This is a genomic window from Mangrovibacter phragmitis (assembly GCF_040429585.1).
Taxonomy (GTDB): domain Bacteria; phylum Pseudomonadota; class Gammaproteobacteria; order Enterobacterales; family Enterobacteriaceae; genus Mangrovibacter; species Mangrovibacter phragmitis.
This window is the reverse complement of sequence record NZ_CP134782.1, coordinates 92,846-117,717: the sequence shown is the minus strand read 5'-3', so window position 1 is coordinate 117,717 and position 24,872 is coordinate 92,846. Positions and strand designations below refer to the sequence as shown.

Here is a 24,872-nt window from a genome sequence, read left to right as displayed (position 1 = left end):
CATTTTTTTATCGCGTCTCAACCGGCACGCTTGCATTAATGCCACAGTTTTTCTTTTAGTACACTTCCCCGAATAACAGCCACACCGACAGGTAAGAACCCACGCTTCCCGGCGCTTTATCATTCCCGATAAGCCAGAACCTGCTCACCTTTACGCCACTGGCGTGGGCTTACCCCAAACCAGCGACGGAACGCGCGGGAAAACGCGCTCACTTCTGAATACCCCAGTAACAGTGCCATCTCCGACACCGGTAACTGGTTCTGTTGTAAATAGTGTGTCGCCATTTCACAACGAACTTTATCCACCAGCGTGGTAAAACTCACGCCCTGCTCACGTAACCGGCGTTGCAATGAACCACAAGACAGGCCCATTTTTTCCGCGACATCGTCAAGAACCGGTTCACCCATAGCCAGTTGCAGGTGCACTTGCGTGCGCGTCTGGTCAACAATGCCCTGGTTGGGCACCCGGTTGTTCAGGCGGCGAATGGCATCCTGCATTACCAGCAGCAACATAGGGTCGCTGTCTGGCATGGTACGGGAAAGCTCGCGTTTAGGGATTATCAGTGAGTTAAAAGGCTGCTCAAAATACACCGGCGCATCGAACAGTTTACAGTGTTCGTGCCACTGTTCCGGGCGTGGGTGCTCAAAATGTACTTCCCGTGGTGCCCAGTGCGGGCCCATAGCATGGCGAATCAGGTTCATAAACATGCCTAACGTCAGTTCGGCATCCTGGCGACGGGCAAGAATTGCACCATGGCGTACCTGGTAATCCAGCCGCCAGCAATCGCCTTTATCCACCATGCGCACTAAGGTGTCGTGCTGGTGATACGGAAACGCGTTTGCCACGTTATGCAGCGCCTGTTCCAGTGTGCCGGAACACAAACCGATATAACCAATCAGGCCTAATGACTGCGGTTTAAACTGCCGTCCGTAGTGTAAACCGAAATTATCAAAACCTGAGTTATGCGCAGCTTCTTCCATTACCCGGCAGTAATTCACCAACCCGAGGCTGAGTGTGGGGCTGGCAAGCAGTTCGGGGTCGACACCACTGATACCAAACACCCGGTCTGCATCGCCACCGTACTGGCTAATGAAATCACCCAGACCAGAGGCGGCGGCAGATAAAACCCCCATATTTCCCCCTGCTGCGCTGTTAAGCGAACCAGAGAGCGCCGAATGCAGCGAAGGCGTTGTCATCATTGCTTCACCTTTACCTGTTAATGAATGGGATAAGTGAGAGCAATATTCGTACCACTTATGGGGTTAAACAGAATCAATCAGTTAGCAGCCAGAAGCCCCTGCTGGTGCGCGCCCGGGAGCCAGGCTGCCCACTCGTAGTGCACCTGGTCATTACTGTGCATCACAAGGGTTACTGCAGCAAACGTTATGCCCCAACAGGCAACAGGGCGTCTTCTTCCATAAAACGGTGGCACAAACGCACGGTATGCCCAACCCATTCACTCCCGAGGCTTTGTGCCATTTCTGTTTGTGCATGAGAGGCCACCCAGGCAGTAAGCTGTATACGCCGCTGCATCAGTAAGGCGGGAACCACCGCCATATCCGCGTCAGAAATATGCGCCACTCGTTCATAACCGGCGAGCCAGTTCTCCACCCAGGCTTCAGCCCGCGGGTGGTGCTCAACAAAACTGATAGCGGCAGCCAGGTCATGGAGGTACCAACCCATGCCGCAGTCATCAAAGTCAATCACCCGGGTTTCACCCTGCCAGAGCAATAAATTGGTGAGGCGCAGATCGGCATGGATCAGCCCAAATCGCGCCTGATCCCGGCCATATTCATTGAGTTGATGGCGAATACGCGCCAGGGCTGCATCCACCACGTCATGGTTGTGGTGGGTAAGCCCTTGTGCATCGCGCCAGTCGCCCCAGTGCCCTTCCGGGCTAACCATTGAAGGGTGGTCCCACAAAATACGCCGAAAACCTTCCGGTTTGCGCCACTGCCTGCTGTGCTGGTGCAACCGTGCGGTAATTTCCCCCAACTGGCGGAAAGCTCTGGGATCCACGCCGGTGTCTGGCATGTCGCCTTCAATCCAGTGAAATAAAACAGCATGGCGTACCTGCCCGCCAGCCAGCGGCAATGTTTGTACCCGCACACCTTCACAGTCAACCAGCGCCTCTGGCACCGGAATACCGGCTTCGCGCAGGGCATCCAGCCACAACAGCTCGCTTTCGATATCCACTTTTTCATGGTAATCGCCACGGTGCAGGCGCAGGGCATAGCGTTTTCCCCCGGCAGTCACGACAAAGGTGGCGTTTTCAGAACGGCATAACAGGCGAAGTTCACCCTGCAATGGTGCCGGGTAACGGCGCAGTGCCTGCTGCGCCAGTCGTGTCAGAGTTGTGTTGTCCAGGGTGTCATACTGTTTTGCACTCATGAATATTGTCCGTCTGGTTCAGGGTGCATTCAGCATGAAGTTATTTCCCCTTGCCGTGCTTGACACTACAGCCGCAAAAATTGACCCAGACCACTATTCCCGCCGCTTTTCCCCGTCAACTTGACATCAGCGCGCAAGAATCGACGCGCTGATGTCAAGTTTTCCCCACCGCACTGGCGGCATTATCAGAGAGCAAACGCACCAACATTCGCAAAATAAGACGTTCACAAAATAACGCGTTCACACAACGACGATAACTGACGGGGATACAAATATGACGACAAAACTTAAGCCCACACTGGGCGCCCTGCACTTGTGGGGTATTGCCGTGGGTCTGGTCATATCCGGAGAGTATTTTGGCTGGAGCTATGGTTGGGGAGTGGCAGGCACACTGGGGTTTTTGATTACCACATTGTTTATTGCTGCAATGTATACCTGTTTTATTTTCAGCTTTACCGAGCTGACCACCGCCATTCCACAGGCCGGTGGCCCGTTTGCCTACAGCCGTAAAGCCTTTGGCGATACGGGCGGCCTGATTGCAGGCATGGCAACTCTGATTGAGTTTGTCTTTGCACCACCCGCTATTGCCATGGCGATAGGGGCTTACCTGAATGTGCAGTTCCCCGGGCTGGATCCGAAATATGCGGCGGTGGGCGCGTATATTGTCTTTATGGGGCTGAATATTCTGGGCGTAAAACTGGCGGCCATGTTCGAACTGGTGGTCACCATTCTGGCGGTTATCGAACTGCTGGTGTTTATGGGCGTGGTTTCCCCTGGGTTTACCATGAGTAATTTTGTTGCCCATGGCTGGGCAGGCAGCGATGGTTTCTCACTGAGTTCTGTTTCCGGGATGTTTGCCGCCATTCCTTTCGCTATCTGGTTCTTCCTGGCGATTGAAGGGGCTGCAATGGCCGCAGAAGAAGCGAAAGACCCGAAACGCACCATTCCCCGCGCCTATATCACCGGCATTCTTACTCTGGTGGTACTGGCGATTGGTGTGATGTTGCTGGCAGGCGGCGCAGGTGACTGGCGTAAACTGTCCGACATTAACGACCCACTGCCGCAGGCAATGAAAATGATTGTTGGCGAACACTCCAGCTGGATGCATATGCTGGTGTGGATTGGCCTGTTTGGCCTGATTGCCAGTTTCCACGGGATTATTCTTGGTTATTCCCGCCAGTTCTTTGCTCTGGCCCGTGCCGGTTACCTGCCTCATGGTCTGGCAAAACTGTCCCGCTTCCAGACACCGCATCGTGCAATTCTGGCCGGTGGTGTGATTGGTATCATCGCGATTTTCTGTGATGGCGTAAATCTGCAGGGTATGAGCCTGACCGCCGCCATGATAACCATGGCCGTGTTCGGTGCCATTGTGATGTATATCATGAGTATGCTGAGCCTGTTTCGCCTGCGCCGTAGCGCACCGGAACTGGAACGCAGTTATCGTGCGCCGGGTTACCCGGTTATCCCGGCGATTGCGCTGGTTTGTTCCGTGATTTGCCTGGTGGCGATGCTGTGGTTTAACCCGGAAATTGGTGGGTTGTTTATTGCCTTTATGGTGGCGGGTTATCTCTATTTTCTGTCGACGAAGTCGCGCCGGGATGATGTGGCGAATGCGGAGATGGTGTTGGAGAGTGAGTAGTGTTTTTTGCCCGTGGGCGGGTTTTTGTTCGCTTGCAGTGGTGCCAGTACGGTGACTGTTCCGTTCACTTGCAGTGTGTCAGTGTAGCGGGTTCCGTTCACCTGAAGTGATGCGCTCAATGCGGCTTCACAGCCTGTGAACGGGCTAAAGGGGGCTCGCCCCCTTTGCAATCCCCGTTTTCGCGGGCGACCGGTGCTGCGCACTGCGTTCACCTCCGGGCAGTCAGCCTGCGGCCGGCTCGACTCGGCATCCATGCCTCGGTTCGCCTTATTCCGCCATCCGGGCGGAATAACCTTGTCTTCCTTTCTCCGGTTCACCGGTCTTACGCGAACTGTCCCCGCTGCAAGTAGCGGATAGTTTGTGTTGTGCTGAGTGGCTGTGGGATTTGTGCCTGATATGTCTTTGTGTGTTTTTTGCTGAGATATGACAGGCGGGTGTGGGGTGTGGCCTCTAAATCGTTGAGGCGTGCCTGGCGGGCCGGGGCTGCCTGCAGGACGCAGGCAGAGCGACGGGAGGCAGGAAGCCGACCCGGAGCGGTACCCGAACAGGCCGCCGGGGTAAGCCGAATGTCCGCGCAGCGGCGATTTTGCCGGCCACAAAAGGGGGTGGGGCCAGTGCCCCCTGCGGGCGCCGGGCGAAGTGGGTGAGAGAAAGCAGTGTGGCTGACACGGCGCGCAACTGGCTCTGTGCTGGCAGATCATTTTACTGTGGTTGAGTACTGTTTACTGAACCTGTTACCAGTGTGGTGGAAGTTCCGTTCACCTGAAGTGATGCGCTCAATGTGGCTTCACAGCCTGTGAACGGGCTAAAGGGGGCTCGCCCCCTTTGCAATCCCCGTTTTCGCGGGCGACCGGTGCTGCGCACTGCGTTCACCTCCGGGCAGTCAGCCTGCGGCCGGCTCGACTCGGCGTCCTGCCTCGTTTCGCCTTATTCCGCCGTCCGGGCGGAATAACCTTGTCTTCCTTTCTCCGGTTCACCGGTCTTACGCGACACAACCCTCGCTGCAAGTAGCGGATAGTTTGTGTTGTGCTGAGTGGCTGTATGTTCTGTGCATGGTATGTCTTTGTGTGTTTTTTGCTGAGATATGACAGGCGGGTGTGGGGTGTGGCCTCTAAATCGTTGAGGCGTGCCTGGCGGGCCGGGGCTGCCTGCAGGACGCAGGCAGAGCGACGGGAGGCAGGATGCCGACCCGGAGCGGTACCCGAACAGGCCGCCGGGGTAAGCCGAATGTCCGCGTAGCGGCGATTTTGCCGGCCACGAAAGGGGGTGCAGGGGGCCAGTGCCCCCTGCGGGCGCCGGGCGCTGGTGGTGAGAGAAAGCAGTGTGGCTGACACGGCGCGCAATTTGCTCAGTACTGGCAGAACGGGGGCAGTTCACCCTGGCTGGTGCGATTGTTCAGTTCACTTTAGCAATGTAAGTGCAACTGTGGAGGCTGTATCCAAATACGTAATCCCCCGGCATCAGATTACCGCGCCAGAGGATTACATCAAGTGATGTGGCTTATTTCAGGCGTGCAGCGATAGAGGCAACACGGGCGCCGTACAAGCGAACAGTTTCCAAATCACCTGCCGGAATTTTATCCGCGCCAGCATCAGAAGGAGACTGTACCAGCGGGCCTGCGGAGCCACCCAGGTTGTTCACATCGTCACGGGTGGATGCCAGGGTATTTGCTGGCAACTGGCCCAGGCTTACCCAAATCCCGCCATGTTGCGCAGCGAGGGTTTGCATGGCAATCATGGTGACTTGTTTGTCGCCATTCAGGCTGGCGCTGTTAGTGAAACCACCGAACACTTTGTCCTGCCAGGCACGGGTGAACCAGGGTTTGGAGCTGGCGTCGGCGAATTTCTTAAACTGCCATGGAGCTGAACCCATATAGGTCGGCGCACCAAAAATAATGGCGTCTGCAGCCTGCAGCGTGTCCCATGCGGCTTCAGGAATATTGCCTTCCTGGTCAATTTCGATAAGTTCCGCCTGAGCACCTTCGGCAACGTTTTCAGCTACCAGTTTGGTGTGTCCATAGCCAGAATAATAAACCACTGCAACTTTAGTCATGGTCTCTCCGTCATGAGGATGATTAACACTTTGCTAAAAGGATATAACGCAGGAACAGACAGAATACAAACTCACTTTTATCCGGGCTTTACCTGACCCGGATACTTACCTCAACACCCGTATCAGAGCGTATGCTGGCTGGCACACAAACCGGGTACCCGTTGCCCGTCAGAGAAACCGCACAAAATGTTATGCGGTGGATAATGTGGCCAGTTGCTCACTAATACGCAGACGCAGTTCATCGTCTGGCTCAACACGTAATAAATGCTCCAGCCGCCAGCGCGTATCGTCGGGTAATGACCAGGCTTCAAGCACTTGCAGAGCGACACTGCGGTTATGAATCAGTGGGCTGTATAGCCCTGCATCCACCAGTGACCAGCCCACCCCCGGGAAACGTTGCAACCCATATAAGATGCCATCCAGTACATGGTGATCATGCCAGCCCGTGCCAATCCCCACCTCAAGAGAAGGGCCGCTGGCTATCTGCGCCAGGTTCAATTGCTGTTCTGCCAGCGCCTGAACCATGCTGGCCCGCTCTCTGGCGTGAGTTTGCAGCAGCGTATACCAGTGGCTTTCATTCGGAAAACGGCTCTGGCGTTCATAAACTTTGGGCCAGGGGTCTTCTCCCCGGCACTGGCTTGCCTGTACTGCCAGATAAAAGCGTGACCAGTCCGGCTGGTCAAATTCTTCGCTAATGCACTCTGCCCAGCCGGAGTTAGCCAGTACATCTACGGCCAGATGGCGTAAATCCAGCCAGCGTGGCGCGTTGTCGGTATCTTCTTCTGCCTGGCGTGCGGCCCAGTTGGCAATAGCACTGGCACACAGATAATAGTGTAAATCGGCAGGCGGCAGAGTGTGTATTCGCTGTAACCAGCGGGTACACAGCAGGTCGTTGTCGTCATAATTACGCATATCACGGGCGGGGCCGCCAGCAATCAGAGCCTGAATAATGCCCGCCGCACCCAATAGCAGTGCTTCGTCCTGTTCTTCCTGCAATGCCCGGGGTAAATCTCCACCACTGGCACAATGCCAGGCGGTGTATTCATTCATGACGGTATTGCTATAACCTTCGCGCAGCAGCCAGTGGCGAATCTCATCGGGAAGTGGAGTGGGTAAGCGCTCAATCAGATGAATGCGCCCCCATCCTTCAGCCTGTTGCGCCAGTGTAAACCAGACCTGTGCGTATTCTTCCTGGCTTAACATGGCGCGTAATGCGACGACAGCATAGAGCGTAAATTCATCATGCGCGCCCAGCGTGGTCAGGATTGATACACTCCGCTCGCCGGGGAAAAACATCAACAAAGCCATGGCGACTTTCACCACATTGCGGTCTGGTGCTTCTGTTGCCAGCCACTCAGCAAGCCAGCGCAGGCGTTCAGCGGCAATGGTTCGCGTGTTAGCGATTTCTTGCAACAGGGCATCGATATAGCTCAGTGGATAACCTTCGTTCAGCAAACGATACAGTCCCTGCATTGCCGTTTCGTCGGATGGCACAGCCAGTACGGCCTGGAGTGCATGAATACTCTGGGCGACTTTCTGGCGTACATCGTCGGGTTGCCCGGTATGCCACGCCAGGGTGCCATCCAGCGCCCCGGGTGCCCAGCGCAAGCTCTCATCTTCAGCAGGCAGCTCATCGGGCAAGGCCATCTCTTCGTGGTGCTGGCTACGTTGCCAGGTCGCCATCCAGTGGTAAATCGCTTCCCGCTCCGGGGCCCAGCTCTTCATAAACCGGGGCGGTTTGTTCTTGCCTGTCAGTTTATCGAACCAGGTACGCATGGTGCCTCCTTGGTGGACCGGGTAGTTGGCATACAGTTAAGTATATATCGGCATTTTTTGGTACTTCCTCAGTCTTTGCTACCGGAAATGATGACTGAAGGTAAATATTCATTTCATGGCACATTGTCATTAAAAGAACCCGGAATAAAAACAACCCCGGCCGTTATTTAATGTTGAGCACCGTCACAAATGCAAAAACAAAAGTGAAATATTGTGATTTTTAAATTAAAACGTCGTTTCTTTTGATGCATCATGTGCAGGTCAAAAATCGTAAAGAGGTTTCTGAAAACCTGACTAATCACCCGTAGTCAAAATAAAAAAACCTCGCTGCTTTCCGGCTCAGGTGCCGGGCGAGTTTATTATTAGCTGTGCCATTCACTGAGCACAGCATGAGTCATATAACTATAAAAACACCTCTGGGATTTATGATATTCCTGGTGCGTAAGCACCCTTTCCGACAATAAAAGAGGATGTCATGAAAGGTTGTATCATAAATAAACTCACAATCGGTATTCTGGTTGGTTGTATTCCCTGTTCATTACTGGCTGCAGATGGCAGAACAACTTTCCAGTATGAACATAAATTCAAAACAACAGACAGGCGTCATCATGATACGTTGAAACTTATCCATAAAACACCCGAACTATGGCATTTCGAAATTAAGTTTGGCACCTCTGCGGGCAGTAGCCGCAATTATGATGTCGCCTATGATGATATGCAGGGTGGCTCTGGCGGCATTGTTCTTCAGAAAGACATTAAGCTGTTAGAACGTAAAGCCACACTGACACCTTCAATGGAGTTTGCCTTTGGTAATACCTCGCTGACTTATCAACCAGGGGCCAAACTAAGTTATTCTATTAACAAGGAATGGTCAGTCTATGGGCGTTATCGTTATGAATTGAAAAAACTCACGCGTGATTACCGCTACAGCACCATAAGTCAGTCCGATAAATACGGGCATGCTGGTGAAGTCTACCGTTCCCGCTCAGATACTGGCCGTCACCGCCTGGATGGTGGTATCAGTTATTCGGGGATTCCTCATCTGCAACTGAGTTATGTGTATAACTACTTTATTGGCGATAACATTAATGATTCATGGAGTTATAAAAACGGTGTATTCACTGCCAATAAGTATGCTGTTTATAACGGTAAGAAGACTGATACCGAGCATCAGTTCAAAATCGCAGTAAGGTATTTCAAACAGTTCCGTCCCTATATTGAAGTCGATGACGTTACAGTTTCTGGTAACTCTAAGTCACGCCAGCAGCAGTACAAAATCGGGTTTAATTATTTATTCGACTGAGTTTATTCATATATAGGGAATTAATAATGAAAAAAATCATTACTCTGGGGCTGTCCGGCCTGTTTTTTTTACCGTCTGTCACTTCAGCAGCGGAAACATACTTTTTTTATGAGCACAGTTATGCAACTGAAAACCGGATTCACAGTGACAACTTTGGCCTGTTGCATGAGCAAGGAGATGCCTGGTTTAAAATAAAAATCGATTTCTATGGGAAAAATAAAGATACCGCATTTGATGAAGTGGTTTCTAATTCCTATTCATTCTTCTCTGGTTACCATTTCCATTTAAATAATCAACTAACACTCAGCCCCAGTTTGCAGGCCCGCTTTTATTCCGGGGGAACCAGCGGTGAAGGAACGCCAGGTGAGATGGGCGACAGCCAGACAGCCGGAGCCCGCTACACTCCGGGGCTGATGCTGGCCTGGCAAGCGGCAGAACCGTTGTCGTTATACACCCAATACCGTTACGACTACCGCAAACTTGCGCGTGGCCGGGCCGGGAAAGGGGAGCAACTCAACCGCCATCGTCACCGCTACGAAGTAGGTGCCCGGTATCAACTGTTGGAAAACCTGGCGCTACGTTACAAGGCCTACTGGCACAAAGCTGATTATGTCCTGACAGATAACAAAAAACATGATTATCAACAAGATATATATATTGACTGGCAAGTAAACCCTGCATGGCAATTGAATGTGGGTGCCCAGGATGTGGCGAAAAGCGCTCAGGAAGGCGGGCGCGAGGCACTCCTGAAAACCGGGGTTACTTACACCTTCTAACTCACCAGCGGGTGTTCGCACCCGCTTTGAACAGGAAATAGAGTATGAAAGCGCGTCAATTTTTACTCTGTGCCGGGCTATGCGGGCCGGCATTATCAGCCACCGCAGCACCGGTACTGGAAGGGATGGTGATAGCTGAACAGCCTTTTCGCGCGGTCACCGTCACTGTCACTGACAGCTACGGGCTGCAACGTACTGCTGTCACGGATAATGAAGGCCGCTATCAACTGGATGCTCAGGGGTTAAGCGCCCCTTTACGTCTTTCCGCTATTAACACTCATCCCTGGGAAGGGGTCACCAGCCAGGATTGCCTGCATAATGACCAGCCACGGGCGCGCTGCATGGCGTCATTGCTCCCTGTGCTGGATGCCAGCCGAACCAATATCGCCAATATCACACCGTTTACTGACCGCATGGTGTCGGAAATTGCCACGGCTACCGGGTATATCGGGCCGCAACAATGGATCATGGCTAAAGGTATTGCCCTCGACACAGCACAACTGGCAGCCCCTTTAGCGCGTTTTCAGGCCGGAATGCATGATGCCCTGGTGCAGGTGGGGTTGGTACCGCAGCATATAAATCCCGTCACTTTGCCAATGCAACCGGGCGATGGGATGAGCCAGATTCTGGCCGTTATCAACCATAACCGCGGTTATGACAATAACAGTGGTGAAGCCGCAGGCACTATCCTCACAGATATCAGTTTCCGCCCGCTGGTGGGCCTGCAAAATGCCGGGCCATATGAACCCTTTGATTATGCGCGTGCTGTAAAAGAGAGAGTGGCCATTCTGGCGGCGAAAACCCGGGTAATGATTGTCAGTGATTCAACGGCCGCAACCTATGAAGTCAGCCGCCTGCCGCGCATGGGCTGGGGCCAGGTTTTTGAGCAACAATTTGCGCCAGATAGCGGCGTGGTAGTGCTCAATGGCGCCCGTGCCGGGCGTTCCAGCCGGGATTTTTATAATGAAGGTTGGTACCAACAAATGGCGCGTTTTATGCGCGCTGGCGACTATGTGCTGATTGCTCACGGGCATAACGACCAGAACTGTAACAGCGGCAAACCACTGCGTGGCGCAGCCGATGTCAAAAACCTGTGTACCTACCCCAATAACAACAAAGGGGAACGCCAGTTCCCGGAAGGGCATCCGGAGATGTCCTACCAAACCTCTCTTGAGCGTTATATCACACTGGCGCGGGCTCAGGGCGCACACCCTGTACTGCTTACCCCAACCGCCAGAGTCAAAAACGCCCGGGGGAAAACGGCTTTTGTAAACGGCGATGCCCAACCAGTAGTCAGCAGCCATCACACCCCGGCAAAACCGGGCTACCTGTTCAGTGGCGACTATATTGCCAGTGTGCGTAAAACCGCGGCAGATAACGCAGTGCCTTTGCTTGATCTGGAAGCGGCGACACTCGCCCTGGCTAACCAGCACCCACAGGACTGGCAGACTTACTGGCTGGCGGTTGATCCTGCCCGTTACCCCTGGTACCAGACACAAACCAGCGGCACGCTGGCAAACCCTGACACGACCCACTTTCAGCAAAAAGGCGCAGAAACCATTGCTGCCCTGGTCGCCGGGTTGATTCGGGAAAACCCGCAATTGAAATCTCTCGCTACGCAATTACAACCCTGAGAATGGAGGAACTGAGCTTATGACACGTTCATTTTTGCCTGCCACCTGCTTCGCGATGGCAATGATGGCGAGTGGGATGGTTCATGCCAGCCCCTGGGACGCCATTGTGTCTTCCACACCAGGTAGCAACCATTACCATTCTCTCCAGGCGGCGCTTCAGGCTGCGCCAGAGCAGGGTAAACCCTGGCGTATTTTAATTCAGAATGGTGTCTGGCATGAGCGTCTGGTGATCACTAAACCCGTCACGTTAGTGGGCGAATCCCGGGAGAACACGATTATTGAAGCCAACACGCCAGCAGGTGCTCTGGATGCCGCGGGTAAAAAACTGGGAACGTTCCGCACCAGTACTGTTGAGGTGGCGGCTTCGGGTGTAACACTGGAAAACCTGACAGTGCGCAACAGCTTTGATTTCCCGGCAAACAGTGCGTTACCGGCAGACGATCCCAACAAGCTGAAAGACACCCAGGCTGTAGCATTAATGGTTGGCGAGAATATTGACAAGGCGCGGTTTCGCAAAGTGCGCCTGGAAGGTTACCAGGACACGTTCTACAGCAAGAATGGCAGCCGCAGCTATTTTACTGACTGCGAAATTAGCGGCCATGTGGACTTTATTTTTGGCGGCGGTATTGCGGTGTTTGACCGCTGTACCATTATTGCCCGCAATCGTAGTGATATCGCCCCGCCGCTGGGGTATATCACGGCACCCAGCACCCCGGATGACAAACCTTACGGGCTTATTTTCATGCACAGCCATCTGACGAAAGAGCCAGGAGTACCCGCCGGAAGCTTTGCTCTTGGTCGCCCGTGGCACCCCACAACGACTTTTGCAGATGGCCGCTACGCAGATCCCCATGCCATTGGCACAGCCGTCTTTATACAGTGCCAAATAGATGACCATATCTATGGCTGGGACAAAATGTCCGGCAAAGATAAACAGGGTGAACAGGTCTGGTTTTATCCTGAGGACAGCCGTTTTTACGAAATGAACAATACAGGCCCCGGAGCCGGGCGTGGGGGCGAACATTATCAATTAGCGCCGCAACTGGCCTCACATTATCAACTACACGCTATTTTCTCTGGCTGGGATGCAGCCCTTTTTGACTAAGGATATCGCAATGAAAAAACGGTCTTTGGCTGCATTATGTTGTGCCAGCCTGGTCGCGGTTCAGGTACAGGCTGCTTCGCGCATTGATGTGGTAAAACAGTATGCCGATACGGTGCTGGATAAAGCGGCCGATCACTACCATGGTGATACGCCTTCTCCTCTGCTGGCGGATGGTGTAGACCCGCGAACCGGCCAGCAGCTGGAATGGGTTTTCCCTGATGGCCGCCATGCTGTGCTATCCAATTTTTCAGCCCAGCAAAACTTTATGCGGGTACTGGTGGGGTTAACGCAGCTCACTGGCGATCAACGCTATGCTGAGCGGGCGCAAACACTGGTGCGTTACTATTTTGATCATTACCAGGATAAAAGTGGTTTGCTTTTCTGGGGCGGGCACCGTTTTGTAGACTTAAAAACCTTGCAGCCCGAAGGGCCGAGCGAGAAGGAGTTAGTGCATGAACTCAAGAATGCCTATCCCTTTTATTCGTTGATGTTTCAGGTAGATAAACCCGCAACAGTTCGGTTTATTCATGCTTTCTGGAATGCCCATGTATACGACTGGAAAGCCCTGGAGACCAGCCGTCACGGGGAGTACGGTAAAGCCATGGGGAAATTATGGCGCAATGATTTCACCCAGCAACCGCCATTTTTCGCCACTAAAGGACTCAGCTTTCTGAATGCCGGCAATGACCTTATCTATTCTGCTTCATTGCTTGCCAAATATAACCACGAGCCCGAAGCGCTGACCTGGGCGCTGCGCCTGGCACAGCAATATGTACTACCGCGCGATAAGCAAACCGGCCTTGGGGTTTACCAGTTTACCCAGGCGTTAAAGCGGGCGGAAACCACCGATGACAGTGACACTCATTCCAAATATGGCGACCGCGCTCAGCGCCAGTTTGGCCCGGAGTTTGGGCCAGATGCACTGGAAGGCAATATGCTGCTGAAAGGGCGAACCAGTACCCTTTATTCTGAAAATGCCCTGATGCAACTGCAACTGGCGGCAGACCTGGGTGCGGAAGGCGATACACTAAAAACGTGGACAGTGGACGGGCTGAAAGCCTTTGCCAAATACGCGTATGACGCCCGCGACAATACATTCCGCCCGATGCTGGCGAATGGTACAGATTTGTCGGGTTATACACTCCCGCGGGATGGCTATTATGGCAAAAAAGGCACAGTACTGACGCCCTACCCGGCAGGCAGTGAGTTTCTCCTTTCTTACGCACGCGCTTATGCCATTGCGCCAGACCCGGAATTGTGGGCCGTCGCACGGGGCATTGCCCTGGCAAGAGGCCTGGGCGATATTGGCGTGGTGTCGGGGAAAGCGAAATTAGACCTGAATACCCGTAATCGTGAACCATACGCAATTTTTGCTCTGATTGATTTGTGGCGTGCCACCCAGGATAAACAATACCTGGCAGTGGCTGAAAAGGTCGCAGACAACATTATTGCCCATAACCTGCATCATGGCTTCTTTATGAATAGCCCGGATATGCAGTATGCCAGTATCGACAGTATCGACCCTTACGCCATTCTGGCGCTGGAAGCCGCGCGGCAGAATAAACCCGACGCTGTTGCGCCATTTATTAACGGTGCCGGGTTTACTGAAGGTGCTTACCGGATGCCTGATGGCAGTGCCCGTGTTTCAACCCGGGATGATGAGTTGTTACGGCTGAAAGTCGGTGAGCAATTGCAACCGAACGGGAAAAAGTAACCGTAACAACGGTGATGATATCCCCGGGTAACGTCAGGCTGGTGATTCCTGGCGTTACTCTTTATCACACGGAATGTGGTGATGGGCGTGAGCGGGTTGCTCACGCTTTTTTTCTGTTTATAACAGCACCGATTCATGAATTACCCGCCTCCCAGGTAAACACTCACATGGTCTGCCGCATTGAGCGTTTTGATACTGAAAAACACCAGGTCGCCTTTGCGCAACTACTGGCGGTGAACCGGGTTGAGTTGCCGGTCCTGGTACATGGCGTTTGCAGTACGGGGTAATTTACGGTTCAGGAGTGGGTTGAAGGCGTACCACATCAGGCTACTGAAAGTATATGTTGGCAAGTGGAGCATGCTGGTGGAATTTCTCCACCAGCGAGCTTATGGACGTAAGAAAGGCAGATATCCAGATAGACGGAAGGTTAACCAGGATGCCAGCATGGCCGTTGGCAGGCTGATAAGAAAAGCGATTAACTCCCATGCATCGTAATAACCTTCAATGCTTTGCCTAAAATTAAGCGAGCCTTGCACCCAATCGATCCACGTTTCTGGAATCATCGCTTCTACTACGCCTGAAAAAATGAAGCTGGCGAAGAAGAAAGCAATCAGCACAAGAATGGCGCGACAGATATACCTGATTACAGCCAATAATTTCGAGGTGTAATTCATCTTACGCAGTCGGACGCTCATTCCATGCATCGGTGTACATGATATTGCCGTCAACAATCCGCATGGATGAGTGCTGGCGGGTACCGGTTATTTTGCCGTTAGCATTGTCTGCCGGGAGGTTTATGCCGTGGCTCAGACCGATGATCTCAATACTGCCTTCACGGTCTTGCACGCCCACGGAGCCTTTAATATCTGCGCCGCCGTCGTCTTTAAGCCACATATATGGAGGGATTGGCATTTCACTTTTTCCTTATTTTGGTTATTAACTTCATTGTTACGATGTGGATGACAGTCGTAATTGAAATGACAGTGAGAAAATCAATGTAAAACATGAGATCCCAGAAATTATCTGCTCCGATATCTCCAGGGCCATAAATGGCCCTCCCAAGCTGATGAACAAAATCGATGCTAACCCAATTTTCGGGAGGGCCTAAAGTTCGCCCTACAGCGATTGATGACGCTATGAAAAAGACTGTTTTTGCCGCTCTACGGGCAAGTGTTTGTAAAACCGCCATCAACAACCTCTATCCATCCGCGAGCCATTAGGAACCGCATACATGGCACCTGTATGAGAGGGGTATTCATAAGGGCGTTGTGTATCATGGCAAAATCAGACTCATGAGCGATTGTTATACACCCTTCAAAAACTCGGCCGGGGTGCAACCAGCTCCTTCGTGCCAGCCTGTCTGCTCGTAATGCAGCCTGAAATTGATGAGTAAAGAGCTATATTAGTAGCGAAATTTAGCTTAAGAACTGTGCGCTTAATCAATGCAATTAGCAGGTTAGGATTTTTCACGGTGATTTATTTATCAATTGTTGAGGATGGCGCTGTGTACGGGATGATTGAAATCATTAATCTAATGCTTTTCTAACATATCTCCTTATTGTTGTTTTTAAGGGTTGTTAGCCTTTCAGGAAAGGAAACCATCAGTACGGATAACTCATGGGCGTGAGCGGGTTGCTCACGCTTCAGATTGATGAAAAAGAAGGAAAAAACGTGGTTTTTCCTTCTTTTTAGTTAGCAGCCGAAAATCAATAAATTGATTTTCCTTGTTTTTTATTGGGTGACATCCTCTCGTTCTGTGCGGACATAAGGTTTGTCATCAGACTCGGGCGTGAGCAGGTTGCTCACGCTTTTTTTCTGTTTATAACAGGACTGATTCTTTGATAACCCGGCGCGCTCCCAGGTATTTTGCTTTCCAGAAGTCATTATTTAATTCGCTGATACGAATATTCTTCCCGGTGCGGGGCGCTTCAATAAACTGCCCGTCCCCCAGGTAAACCCCCACATGGTCTGCCGCATTGGGCGTTTTGATACTAAAAAATACCAAATCGCCTTTACGCAGTTGCTGGCGGTGAACCGGGTTGAGCTGCCGGTCCTGATACATGGCGTTTGCAGTGCGGGGTAATTTACGGTTCAGGAGCGGATTAAAGGCGTACCATACCAGGCCACTGCAATCAAAACCACTTTCTGGTGAGTGGCCGCCCCAGACATAAGGCTTTCCCAGTTGTGCTTTCAGGCGGTTCACAACATGGTGAATGGTGTGCTGCTCGCGCAATGTGTGTGTCTGCCCCCCGGTGGACCAGCGTGAGTCTTCGGGGGATTGGGCCGCACTATGTTGTCCGGGCAACCAGTTGGCATACATCGCCAGTAATTCCCGGTTTTTCGCCCGCTCAACGGGTTGATTCGCGGCATGTTGCTGCCGCTGGCCGGGTGTTGGTGGTACTGCACTGGGCCGGGACTGGCGCTTTGCCAGTAATTTGTCCCGGTTACGCATACGCGCCCGCACGGCGTCACCGGCCTGGCCCACGCTGTTCGTCGCAGTGCTACGAGTATTGTGCAGTTTACGCCGCTCTTCATTACCTGTCGCCATTGCATCCAGTGGCAGGAACAGCAGGCAGGTCAGTAATAATGATGCCGGTACAGGCAGGTGTTTTGTGACGCTCCTTGTCATAAACAGCATTCTCTCCTTTCTACTGAAAGCCGGGTTATTCAGAGACCTGGCTGATTTTATCAATAATGGGGCGCACAACGTTTTTCCCGTGGTGGCCGAAAAACTGGTACAGCGCTTCGCTCGCTGAATGTGTCAGTACCATAATTTCAATGCGCCGGTTCGCGGCATGGTGCGGGTCTTCGGGGTGAAACAACATTTGGTCGGCCATGCCACTGACCTGCACAATGCGCTGTTCGTCCAGCCCGGCATCGGTCAGTACCCGTCGCGCCTGTAACGCCCGGTCACCAGAGAGGTTCCAGTTGTTATAGCGCTGCTGGTCACGATACCGGGTGGCATCGGTATGGCCGGTTATCATGATTTTATGCTCAATGGTGTTCAGTGCAGGGGCAAATTCGCTTAACAACCGCTGGAAGAAGGGTGCCAGAATTGCGCTGCTGCGCTGGAACATTTCCCGCTGCTGGTCATCGGTTATCAGAATACGTAACCCCTGGGGTACGATTTCAATATGCAGGTTAGACTGGGCATTATACGCCGAGGTGATTTGCGCAATTAAACGCGCCAGCTCCTCAATTTCCCGCTGTGAACGTGCTTCCCGCGCCTGAGGCGTTTCTGGCTCCAGAGCAGGTGCTGTAGTAGCCTGCGCCACTGGCAACGGGTTTCCGCCAGGGTCGAACAGCGGCAGTGTATCGCTGCCTGCCGGTGTTTCACGGGAAGAAAAAATATCGAACAGCGTATCGGTATAAAACATAGCAACTATCTCATGACGCTCTTCTTCGGTAGATGCCCCCATAATCCACAACACCATAAAAAGCGCCATCATGGCCAGGGTAAAATCGGCAAAGGCAACTTTCCACGCACCACTATGGTGACTCGCATGGCTGCGTCGGGCGCTGCGTTTTATGATTGTGGTACTGTGGCCATTGTGCTTTTTCATCCGGCGTCATCCTGCATTGCATTAACCCAGCCATCCAGCGTTGCGAAGGTGGGTTTGGCGTCCATGGGCAACATTTTTCGCCCGGCATCCACCGCCAGTAATGTGGGTTTCCCGGCCACATGGTTGACCAGCACAGTACGGACGCACTCTAAAATAGACAGCTGTTTTTTCGTGCGTTGCTCCATCGCATTCGCCAGTGGATCCATCAGGCAGTAACAGAAGAACACGCCAAGAAAAGTCCCCACCAGAGCGGCGGCCACTTTCACGCCAATTACTGCAATGGAACCGTCAATGGACTGCATGGTGATAATAATCCCCAGAACAGCGGCACAAATACCAAAACCTGGCATAGCTTCAGCAGTGCGGTGCAACGACCGTGATGGCAACAGCAGGTTTTCTTCCATTGCGCCCAGCTCCTGTTCGAGCAGGCCCTCCAGTTCATGTTCGTTGATTTTTCCCATTGCCATCAGGCGAAAGTTGTCGGAAATAAATGTGACCAGCGCTTTGTCACGCATAATGCGTGGGTATTTCTGAAATAACGCGCTATTTTCTGGCACTTCAATATGTTCATCCAGCGTCTTCAGGCCACCTTCCTGTACCAGTTCCAGCAGCTCGAAGAGCAGCATGAGTAACTGGCGCTGGTATTCATCTGTGTATTCATTTTTACGCAGTACACCACGAAACTGGCGGTACATTTCCTGCAGAACTGAGCGCGGGTTGGCAAGCATTGTCGCGCCAAAACCAGCCCCTAAAATAATAATGATTTCACCGGGTTGCCAGAACGCGGCCATCCTGCCGCCAGACATCAGGAATCCCCCGACAACACAAACCATAATGACGATTAAGCCGATAAATTTTTGCATGTCTGTTTCTCAAAAAAATGTTGGATCTTCCAGGCAAGTTTTTTGTTTATCTGACAAACCCGTGCTTCTGTCAGGTTGAGCGTCAGCGCGATTTCTTTCAGGCTCATCTCTTGCTGGTAATAGAGGGTGAGAATAAGTTGTTCGCGTGGTTCCAGGCTGCTCAGTGCATGGCGCAGCAGGTCGGCAATCTCGATTTCATCGTCCAGTTTCCGTGAGGAAAAGGTATTTCCCAGCACTGCGTGATGGGTTGATGAAGACAACAGTTCATCCAGGCTTTGCAGCGTTTTAGCGCATTCCAGTTGCTGGTATTCCATGTAGTCATCAGCAGAAATATTGAGGTGTTCACAAATTTCCTCTGCCCGCGGTTCATAACCCAGTTTGCTGACTAAACGGCTGATAGCATCACTGAGCTGGTGGTTTTTTTGGCGTAGCCGCCGGGAGCGCCAGTCCTGTTGGCGCAATTCATCCAGAATCGCGCCACGAATGCGCTGGGAGGCATAACCGGGAAATTGCTCATCGGGTACGCCATAACGACGCAGTGAAGCGAGCAGCCCCATCAACGCAATTTGTTCCATATCGTCTTTATCGATAATCCCACTGGCCTGCCAGCTGATCTGTTTCACAATTTTATGCACCAGGGGTAGCCAGTCATTGAGGTATTGCGCTTCCTGAGCGGGGGTGAGAGCCGCTTCAGTAAATCCATTTGTTGTGTTCATGCGGTAGTCCTTATTTACTGGAACACCATTTTGCTGATGATGACATCCTCAAAAGGCTTGCTGGTGTTGAGTTGCTGAAGTTGCTCGTCGTAACGCGCGGTGAGTTGCTGCGTGAGCGTTTCTACTGGCATGGCCCGTACATCCAGATAAGGCAGACCATTAAGCAGGCCAACAGCCGCGCCACGTAGCGCGGGCAGTAACGCCTGGGTGCGCCGGGCATCCTCCGGGTGCGAGGTGACCAGTGCCTGTTCCAGTAACAAATAACGCGGTTCACCATGAATCCCTTTCAGGGTGATAATCAGGTTGGTTATCTCAATAAATTCAACGGTATCAGCTGTACGGGCGCGGCGGGCATCGCCAGTAGTCTGTTCGTTCCTGTCAGGCCGGTTTTCCATATGCTGTAACCCGAACAGAGTGAGTGCGGCGCTGCCCACGGCAACACACAGGGCTAATATCACCGCACCTAAAATGACTTTGAGTTTCATAACGCTCCTTGTTATTGCGCTGAGTTATATCGTCAGGAGGATGGTTGAATCCTGCTGTGTTTCTGAGGCCTGCCGGGTAAGTACACCTGCACCCGGAGTGCTCTCATCGGAGTGATGATGGGTTCTCTCATCCTGTGGCTGGCGTGGCGAGTGACCATGGCCTGTCGATATCTGAACACTGACGCGTTGCGTGGTGTCAGCCGCCAGTTGCTCCTGTAAACCGTGGCTGACCAGCCTGAGCGCCCGTGCAACGTCTTCGTGTTGCGCGTGCAGTGCAACCTGAAGCTGGCCCTGCTCCAGGTGCAGGTGAATGTCGATTTTGCCAAGTGCTGGCGGGTCCAGCCGGATATGCGCGGTTTGGGTGCGGTTAGCAATATGCATCTGTAACCTGGCACCCAGTGCGGCCTGTAGCCGTTCTGTTTGCGGCTGGTACGCTGAACTTACCTGGTGGGTGGGCGTAGTCGCAGCAGGCCGCTGGCTGGCATCGGTTGCAACTGGCTCCGGCTGACTGGCTACGGCAATGGGCGGTTGTGCCGGCGCGACAGACGCCTGGTGTTGACCGGCCACACTGGCGTTGTCACGCCCGGTGCCCGGCATTGATGTTGCCTGGGTTGTCGGTGTTGCCATGCTGGCTATGGTCGTCATCGTTTCCATCGCCTGGGGCTGGTGAGGAGCCTGCCGGGTATCACCGGGGGTAACAGGTTGTTGTCCTGCTGCTTCCCACGCAACCTCTTGTCGTGTGGCTGGCAGCGTTGCGGTAACAGCCAGTGATGCAAAGCGTTCTGGCTCACCGACAGGAATATGGGCTGCATCCACAGAAAATACGCCTGATATGGGTGGCACGAATGAGGCCTGTGGCGCTGAGAGCACTGTAGTACTGGCAGGTAACAAAGTGCCCGGAAGCCGGTCTGCTTCACGGGGCGCAGTTAGCTCATCACTCAGGCTAACGCCCATGAGCGGTTCCTGCGGGCATACAGGCGCATTCAGCACAGACTCCGCTGCTACCGGGAAAATACCCTGTTCCATACTGAACAGCAGATGGGAGAATGTTTCCGGTACCTGCTCAGTGCCGGAAGCGATTGTGCCGGAGTGTGCCGGCAGGCTGTTTTCTGGCAATGAAGGGGAATCCTGCCAGTGCTGCCCTTGTTCCGGTGCCGATATCCACGCCATTAACCTAAGTCCTTTTCATCCATAAATGTGGCATACGCTGCCGCTCTTTCTCGGTTGTTGCGGGTTTGCTCCATTTTTCCGCGCAGCACTTCGCTCTGCTGATGGCACCAGGTATTCACCCGACGATGCGTGGTTTGCAGTACATCAATCGCCTTACTTTGCGCGGGGGATAGTGTCGCCCCCTGAAGGTCACTCAGTAATGTGGCAATCTGCTGGTCAACCTGGATCACCTGCGCCCAGTTGTGGGCGCTGGCGGCCTGGCGCAATGCTGTCGCCAGGTGGTAAATAGCCTGTGGATTAGTCATGCGGCAGGCCCATTTGTTGCCACCCCTGCTGGAGCTGGCGGAGAATCAGGGTGACTTCATCAACCTGCTCAACCGATAACGCATGGCTGCTGTGATAGAGGCGATAAACGCAGTAGTCATACAGCCGGGATAAGTTGGCCGCTACATCGCCACCTTTGTCGAAATCCAGTGCGCTGGTCAGGGCGTTCAGGATATCGATACACTTGTTCACACTGGCCGCTTTGTGTTCAAAACGGCGCGCCACAATGTGGCTTTTAGTACGTTCAAGTTCATCCAGCAGGCCGTCAAACAGCATTAATACCAGTTGATGCGGGTTGGCAGAGGCAACCTGAACCGCGAGGTCAGATGCCTGATAGTGGTCTGAATAGTCTTTTGTGTTGTGGTACATCGGGTGTTCCTCCTTAAACTAAGCCGAACATGCTCATGGTACTGTTCATTTGCAGCGTGACTTGCTGCAACTGAGTGAACTGGCGCAGATAGCGGTTGTAAGCGCTGTCATAACGGGTATTCATTTTTTCGCTTTTGCGATCAATTTCTTCCTGGCGGCGATCCAGCGTTTCCTGGCGGCTTTTGAGCAGGCCGTCTGTGCTGTTGAGGTAGCGGTCGAGGGATTTATCCATCTTGCTGAACATGCCGTCCGGGCCATTGAAAAATGTGGTGACTGATTGCGGGTTGGACTGCAGTTGTTTGGTCAGGGTGTCATTGTCGATTTTGAGTTTGCCATTGCGGTCAGCGCTGATACCGAAATCCGCAATGGTGAAACCATCAATATCGCTGCGCAGCAATGTATTCAGGTCGCGTTGCAGGGCACTGATTGTCGGGTCGCCCGCCAGGGCGCCACGCTCACCGTCTGCGCCGTTTGAGGTCAGTGTATTGAGCGAGGTCATCAGTGTGTTCCAGGAATCAACGAAGGTATTTACCTGGTCTTTAGTGGCATCAATATCGGTATCCACATGAATGGTGAGTGGCTTCCCATCAGTAACACCAATTAATTCAACAGTGACTCCGTCAATCAGGTTGTCGATGGTGTTGCTGCTGTGAGTGAATGACACCTCGCCCATGCGAAACTGAGCATCCTGAGCCGGGGAAATTTCAGCCGGGTTGGCAAACAAAGCCTGAGTGGCGTCATCACCACTGATTTGTACATCGAGCGTATTGGTTGCCCCGGTTTCGTCGCTGCTGAGCATCAGCATGACCTTGCCATCTGTGCGCACCAGCGAAGCCGTCACTCCTGGGTTATCTTCTGCGTTGTTGATAGCGGCGGCGAGGTCGGCCAGGGAATCGATTTCAGACAGGTCGATATCCAGCTCTTCACCTGCCAGCGCAATAGTCATGGTGCCGCTGGCATTGCGGATATCTTCGTCCGTCAGCCCGGCATAACCGGTTTGATGGGCGCTGGCTAACTGGTCCACTTCAATGTTGTAAGTCCCTTTTTGTGCCGCATCGGTGGTAGTGACGTTGGCAATGCCTGCCATATTGGTGGTCGCCTGGGTTTGCAACATGCTCTGGCCCGCCTGGTTCATACCCTGAATGGCGGTGCGAAAATCTGTCAGCGCAGTACGCAAGGCCCGCAATGCGGTTTGCTGGGCATTCAGCGTGGCGGTTTGCGTTTTAATCGCATTCTGCATGGGCTGGATATCGTAAAACGCCAGTTGAGTTGCCAGCGTTTGTGGATCAAGGCTGAGTAAATCTGACATGGTTAATTTTTTCCCTTAAAACAATAAAAACAGGTGCGCGTCCTTTCCTTTCCACCGGGTGCTGGCATGTGCGACTACGGTGCCTTACCGCAATACCCTGCGCCTCATGGTTTTATAGATTGCAAAGCGCATGCCAACTTATTTTTTATTTAAAATCAAATAGTTGAATTTTTAGCGGGGAAGGTGAATTTCCCCCTGTTTTGTGAAAGCGGAAGTAACGCGGTAAAAAAAACACCGCCGAAGCGGTGTTTGGAAACGGTGTGTTACGCAAGGATTAGCCCAACAGAGACATCACCATGCCAGACATACTGTTGGACTGGCGCAGCATCGACATACTGGTTTGGGCCAGCATCTGGTTGCGGGTCATGTTGGTGGCTTCTGCCGCAAAGTCAGCATCGCGAATGTTGCCCAGGCCAAGCTCAGTGTTGTCTTTCATGTTGGCAAGGTTCGCTGCGGAGTGGCCCAGGCGGTTGATGTTGGCGCCAAAAGTCGAACGCATGGCGCTGACATCATCAATAGCGGATTCCAGAGTGTCCATCAGCGCCTGGGCGGAGGCGGCACTGCTGACATCCACGGCCGGGGTATCGGCATCTTCAGGGATCAGGTTTTCCAGCGCACCGCGCAACCCTTCGAGTTGGTCTGAGATATCCAGTTTCATCACTTCGCCAGAGCTGGCGCCAATCTGGAAATTCAGCTCGCTGTCGAACTTGCCTCCTTCAGCAAACAGTTTGTCCCCGGCATAAGACGTGTTGGACATAATATTGCCCATCTCCATGCCCAACTGGTTCAGTTCTGCCTGAATTGCTGTGCGGTCCGCTGAAGAGTTAGTATCGTTCGATGCCTGGGTTGCCAGGTCCTTCATGCGGTACATAATATTGGTCATTTCATCAAATGCGCCTTCACCTGTTTGCAGTAATGCGGTGGCGTCACTGATATTACGTTGTGCAACAGCCATACCACTGACCTGGCCCTGTAAACGGGTGGCAATCTGCAGCCCTGCCGCATCATCTGCCGCTGAGTTAATACGTTTCCCTGTACCCAAACGCTCCATGGCGGTAGAGAGCATGTTATTGGATTTGTTCATTGCGTTAACAGCAGCCATGGAAGAAGCGTTAGTAAAAATGGACATTGACATAAGTTTTATCTCCTTGTGACCTGGTTATCAGGTAAATTCCTGTCACTGGGATAAAACGGAATATTCTCTCCAGAAATTAAATTCTTTTTTTCCAAAAATGGAAATTTTTCCATTACTACATAACATCATGATTTTTATGTGTTATTTTTAAAAAAACAAAAGATAAAAAAATGTAAATTTTGCGCTATTTGTTTAATTCTTCTCGCGCCATGCCGTTGGCCTGTCAAGAAAATTCTTATTACTACCTGCCAGGAATAAGAATAATACATCATGTAAAGGCCTGTTGTTGTGCCTGCCTGGCCTGGTGAGGTTTAATTTGGTTAAGCATAACGAGAACCCCGGAAGGCGGGGGTTATTAACGCAAAGTTGTGTATGAGTAACAGGTTGAATAAAAATGGCCCCCTCTTTGGTTATCTTATTCATCTATTCTGTTTTATGAATAGTTTATATTACTGTGTTATAATTTTGGCATATAGTTTAGTTAACAATATGTAGCTCATATTCAGCGATATTATTAACTTTTTCATGATTTTTGAGTATATTTTCCG

Annotated in this window: 23 protein-coding genes and 2 pseudogenes; 7 read left to right on the top strand and 18 right to left on the bottom strand. The window is 52.4% G+C overall.

What is annotated here, in order from left to right; all coding sequences use genetic code 11:
- Positions 1-119: 119 nt before the first annotated feature.
- Together MPHASIOC01_RS00585 and MPHASIOC01_RS00580 are read right to left on the bottom strand one after the other, a co-directional pair.
- Positions 120-1,196 (bottom strand): AraC family transcriptional regulator, encoded by a 1,077-nt coding sequence (locus MPHASIOC01_RS00585; protein WP_197499272.1) that lies wholly within the window; start codon positions 1,194-1,196, stop codon positions 120-122.
- Between the two features lie 187 nt (positions 1,197-1,383).
- On the bottom strand, positions 1,384-2,391 hold the full coding sequence (locus MPHASIOC01_RS00580; RefSeq protein ID WP_064597441.1) for a phosphotransferase enzyme family protein: 1,008 nt from the start codon (positions 2,389-2,391) through the stop codon (positions 1,384-1,386).
- A 274-nt stretch (positions 2,392-2,665) separates the two neighbouring features.
- On the opposite strand from MPHASIOC01_RS00580, the gene eat reads away from it, so the two are divergent.
- The gene (gene eat, locus MPHASIOC01_RS00575; RefSeq protein WP_036116622.1) at positions 2,666-4,030 is read left to right on the top strand and encodes an ethanolamine permease; all 1,365 of its coding nucleotides are present in this window, start codon (positions 2,666-2,668) and stop codon (positions 4,028-4,030) included.
- Between the two features lie 1,500 nt (positions 4,031-5,530).
- On the opposite strand, the gene MPHASIOC01_RS00570 is transcribed toward eat, so the two are convergent.
- Both MPHASIOC01_RS00570 and MPHASIOC01_RS00565 read right to left on the bottom strand, forming a co-directional pair.
- Positions 5,531-6,082, bottom strand: a complete 552-nt coding sequence (locus tag MPHASIOC01_RS00570) for a flavodoxin family protein (RefSeq protein WP_064597440.1) — start codon at positions 6,080-6,082, stop codon at positions 5,531-5,533.
- Between the two features lie 189 nt (positions 6,083-6,271).
- Positions 6,272-7,858, bottom strand: coding sequence for a hypothetical protein (locus MPHASIOC01_RS00565; RefSeq protein WP_353613721.1), 1,587 nt, complete (start codon positions 7,856-7,858; stop codon positions 6,272-6,274).
- 475 nt (positions 7,859-8,333) lie between these two features.
- Here MPHASIOC01_RS00565 and MPHASIOC01_RS00560 point away from each other — a divergent pair, with 475 nt between their 5' ends.
- Genes MPHASIOC01_RS00560 through MPHASIOC01_RS00535 form a run of 6 tightly spaced genes read left to right on the top strand, consistent with a single transcriptional unit; the run spans position 8,334 to position 14,677 of the window.
- Complete coding sequence (locus MPHASIOC01_RS00560; protein WP_064597438.1) at positions 8,334-9,161, top strand: oligogalacturonate-specific porin KdgM family protein; 828 nt, start codon at positions 8,334-8,336, stop codon at positions 9,159-9,161.
- Between the two features lie 26 nt (positions 9,162-9,187).
- The gene (locus tag MPHASIOC01_RS00555) at positions 9,188-9,937 is read left to right on the top strand and encodes an oligogalacturonate-specific porin KdgM family protein (RefSeq protein WP_064597436.1); all 750 of its coding nucleotides are present in this window, start codon (positions 9,188-9,190) and stop codon (positions 9,935-9,937) included.
- Positions 9,938-9,981: 44 nt separating this feature from the next.
- Positions 9,982-11,571: an SGNH/GDSL hydrolase family protein gene (locus MPHASIOC01_RS00550; protein ID WP_064597434.1), complete on the top strand. Its 1,590-nt coding sequence runs from the start codon at positions 9,982-9,984 to the stop codon at positions 11,569-11,571.
- A 19-nt stretch (positions 11,572-11,590) separates the two neighbouring features.
- Positions 11,591-12,676 (top strand): pectinesterase family protein, encoded by a 1,086-nt coding sequence (locus MPHASIOC01_RS00545; protein ID WP_353613720.1) that lies wholly within the window; start codon positions 11,591-11,593, stop codon positions 12,674-12,676.
- A gap of 10 nt (positions 12,677-12,686) precedes the next feature.
- Positions 12,687-14,390: a pectate lyase gene (locus MPHASIOC01_RS00540; protein ID WP_353613719.1), complete on the top strand. Its 1,704-nt coding sequence runs from the start codon at positions 12,687-12,689 to the stop codon at positions 14,388-14,390.
- An 11-nt stretch (positions 14,391-14,401) separates the two neighbouring features.
- Complete coding sequence (locus tag MPHASIOC01_RS00535; protein WP_353613718.1) at positions 14,402-14,677, top strand: hypothetical protein; 276 nt, start codon at positions 14,402-14,404, stop codon at positions 14,675-14,677.
- A gap of 99 nt (positions 14,678-14,776) precedes the next feature.
- On the opposite strand, the gene MPHASIOC01_RS00530 is transcribed toward MPHASIOC01_RS00535, so the two are convergent.
- The 14 genes and pseudogenes from MPHASIOC01_RS00530 to MPHASIOC01_RS00465 form a co-directional block, all read right to left on the bottom strand.
- Entirely contained in the window at positions 14,777-15,085 is a 309-nt protein-coding gene (locus MPHASIOC01_RS00530) for a hypothetical protein (RefSeq protein WP_353613717.1), read from the bottom strand.
- Positions 15,086-15,098: 13 nt separating this feature from the next.
- Positions 15,099-15,302: pseudogene (locus tag MPHASIOC01_RS00525) on the bottom strand (type VI secretion system tube protein Hcp); the annotation flags it as partial.
- Position 15,303: 1 nt separating this feature from the next.
- Complete coding sequence (locus MPHASIOC01_RS00520; RefSeq protein WP_353613716.1) at positions 15,304-15,579, bottom strand: hypothetical protein; 276 nt, start codon at positions 15,577-15,579, stop codon at positions 15,304-15,306.
- Positions 15,551-15,727, bottom strand: a pseudogene (locus tag MPHASIOC01_RS00515) (DUF2778 domain-containing protein); the annotation flags it as partial. The gene MPHASIOC01_RS00520 and the pseudogene MPHASIOC01_RS00515, both read right to left, overlap by 29 nt.
- Before the next feature lie 482 nt (positions 15,728-16,209).
- Positions 16,210-17,019 (bottom strand): C40 family peptidase, encoded by an 810-nt coding sequence (locus MPHASIOC01_RS00510; RefSeq protein ID WP_064598026.1) that lies wholly within the window; start codon positions 17,017-17,019, stop codon positions 16,210-16,212.
- Positions 17,020-17,053: 34 nt separating this feature from the next.
- Positions 17,054-17,953 (bottom strand): putative lateral flagellar export/assembly protein LafU, encoded by a 900-nt coding sequence (gene lafU, locus MPHASIOC01_RS00505; RefSeq protein ID WP_353613715.1) that lies wholly within the window; start codon positions 17,951-17,953, stop codon positions 17,054-17,056.
- Complete coding sequence (gene motA, locus MPHASIOC01_RS00500) at positions 17,950-18,816, bottom strand: flagellar motor stator protein MotA (RefSeq protein WP_353613714.1); 867 nt, start codon at positions 18,814-18,816, stop codon at positions 17,950-17,952. The genes lafU and motA overlap by 4 nt, the downstream gene beginning before the upstream one ends.
- Positions 18,795-19,532 (bottom strand): FliA/WhiG family RNA polymerase sigma factor, encoded by a 738-nt coding sequence (locus MPHASIOC01_RS00495; RefSeq protein ID WP_353613713.1) that lies wholly within the window; start codon positions 19,530-19,532, stop codon positions 18,795-18,797. Before MPHASIOC01_RS00495 ends, motA begins: the two co-directional genes overlap by 22 nt.
- Positions 19,533-19,546: 14 nt before the next feature.
- Entirely contained in the window at positions 19,547-20,017 is a 471-nt protein-coding gene (locus MPHASIOC01_RS00490) for a flagellar basal body-associated FliL family protein (protein ID WP_353613712.1), read from the bottom strand.
- 24 nt (positions 20,018-20,041) lie between these two features.
- Positions 20,042-21,187, bottom strand: coding sequence for a flagellar hook-length control protein FliK (locus tag MPHASIOC01_RS00485; RefSeq protein WP_353613711.1), 1,146 nt, complete (start codon positions 21,185-21,187; stop codon positions 20,042-20,044).
- Entirely contained in the window at positions 21,187-21,492 is a 306-nt protein-coding gene (locus MPHASIOC01_RS00480; RefSeq protein WP_064597416.1) for a hypothetical protein, read from the bottom strand. The genes MPHASIOC01_RS00485 and MPHASIOC01_RS00480 overlap by 1 nt, the downstream gene beginning before the upstream one ends.
- Positions 21,485-21,880 carry a flagellar export chaperone FliS gene (gene fliS, locus MPHASIOC01_RS00475; RefSeq protein ID WP_064597414.1) on the bottom strand — a complete coding sequence of 132 codons (396 nt, stop codon included), beginning with the start codon at positions 21,878-21,880 and terminating at the stop codon, positions 21,485-21,487. Before fliS ends, MPHASIOC01_RS00480 begins: the two co-directional genes overlap by 8 nt.
- Positions 21,881-21,893: 13 nt before the next feature.
- The gene (gene fliD, locus MPHASIOC01_RS00470) at positions 21,894-23,189 is read right to left on the bottom strand and encodes a flagellar filament capping protein FliD (RefSeq protein ID WP_353613710.1); all 1,296 of its coding nucleotides are present in this window, start codon (positions 23,187-23,189) and stop codon (positions 21,894-21,896) included.
- Between the two features lie 274 nt (positions 23,190-23,463).
- On the bottom strand, positions 23,464-24,324 hold the full coding sequence (locus MPHASIOC01_RS00465; RefSeq protein ID WP_064597409.1) for a flagellin: 861 nt from the start codon (positions 24,322-24,324) through the stop codon (positions 23,464-23,466).
- Between the last annotated feature and the right edge of the window lie 548 nt (positions 24,325-24,872).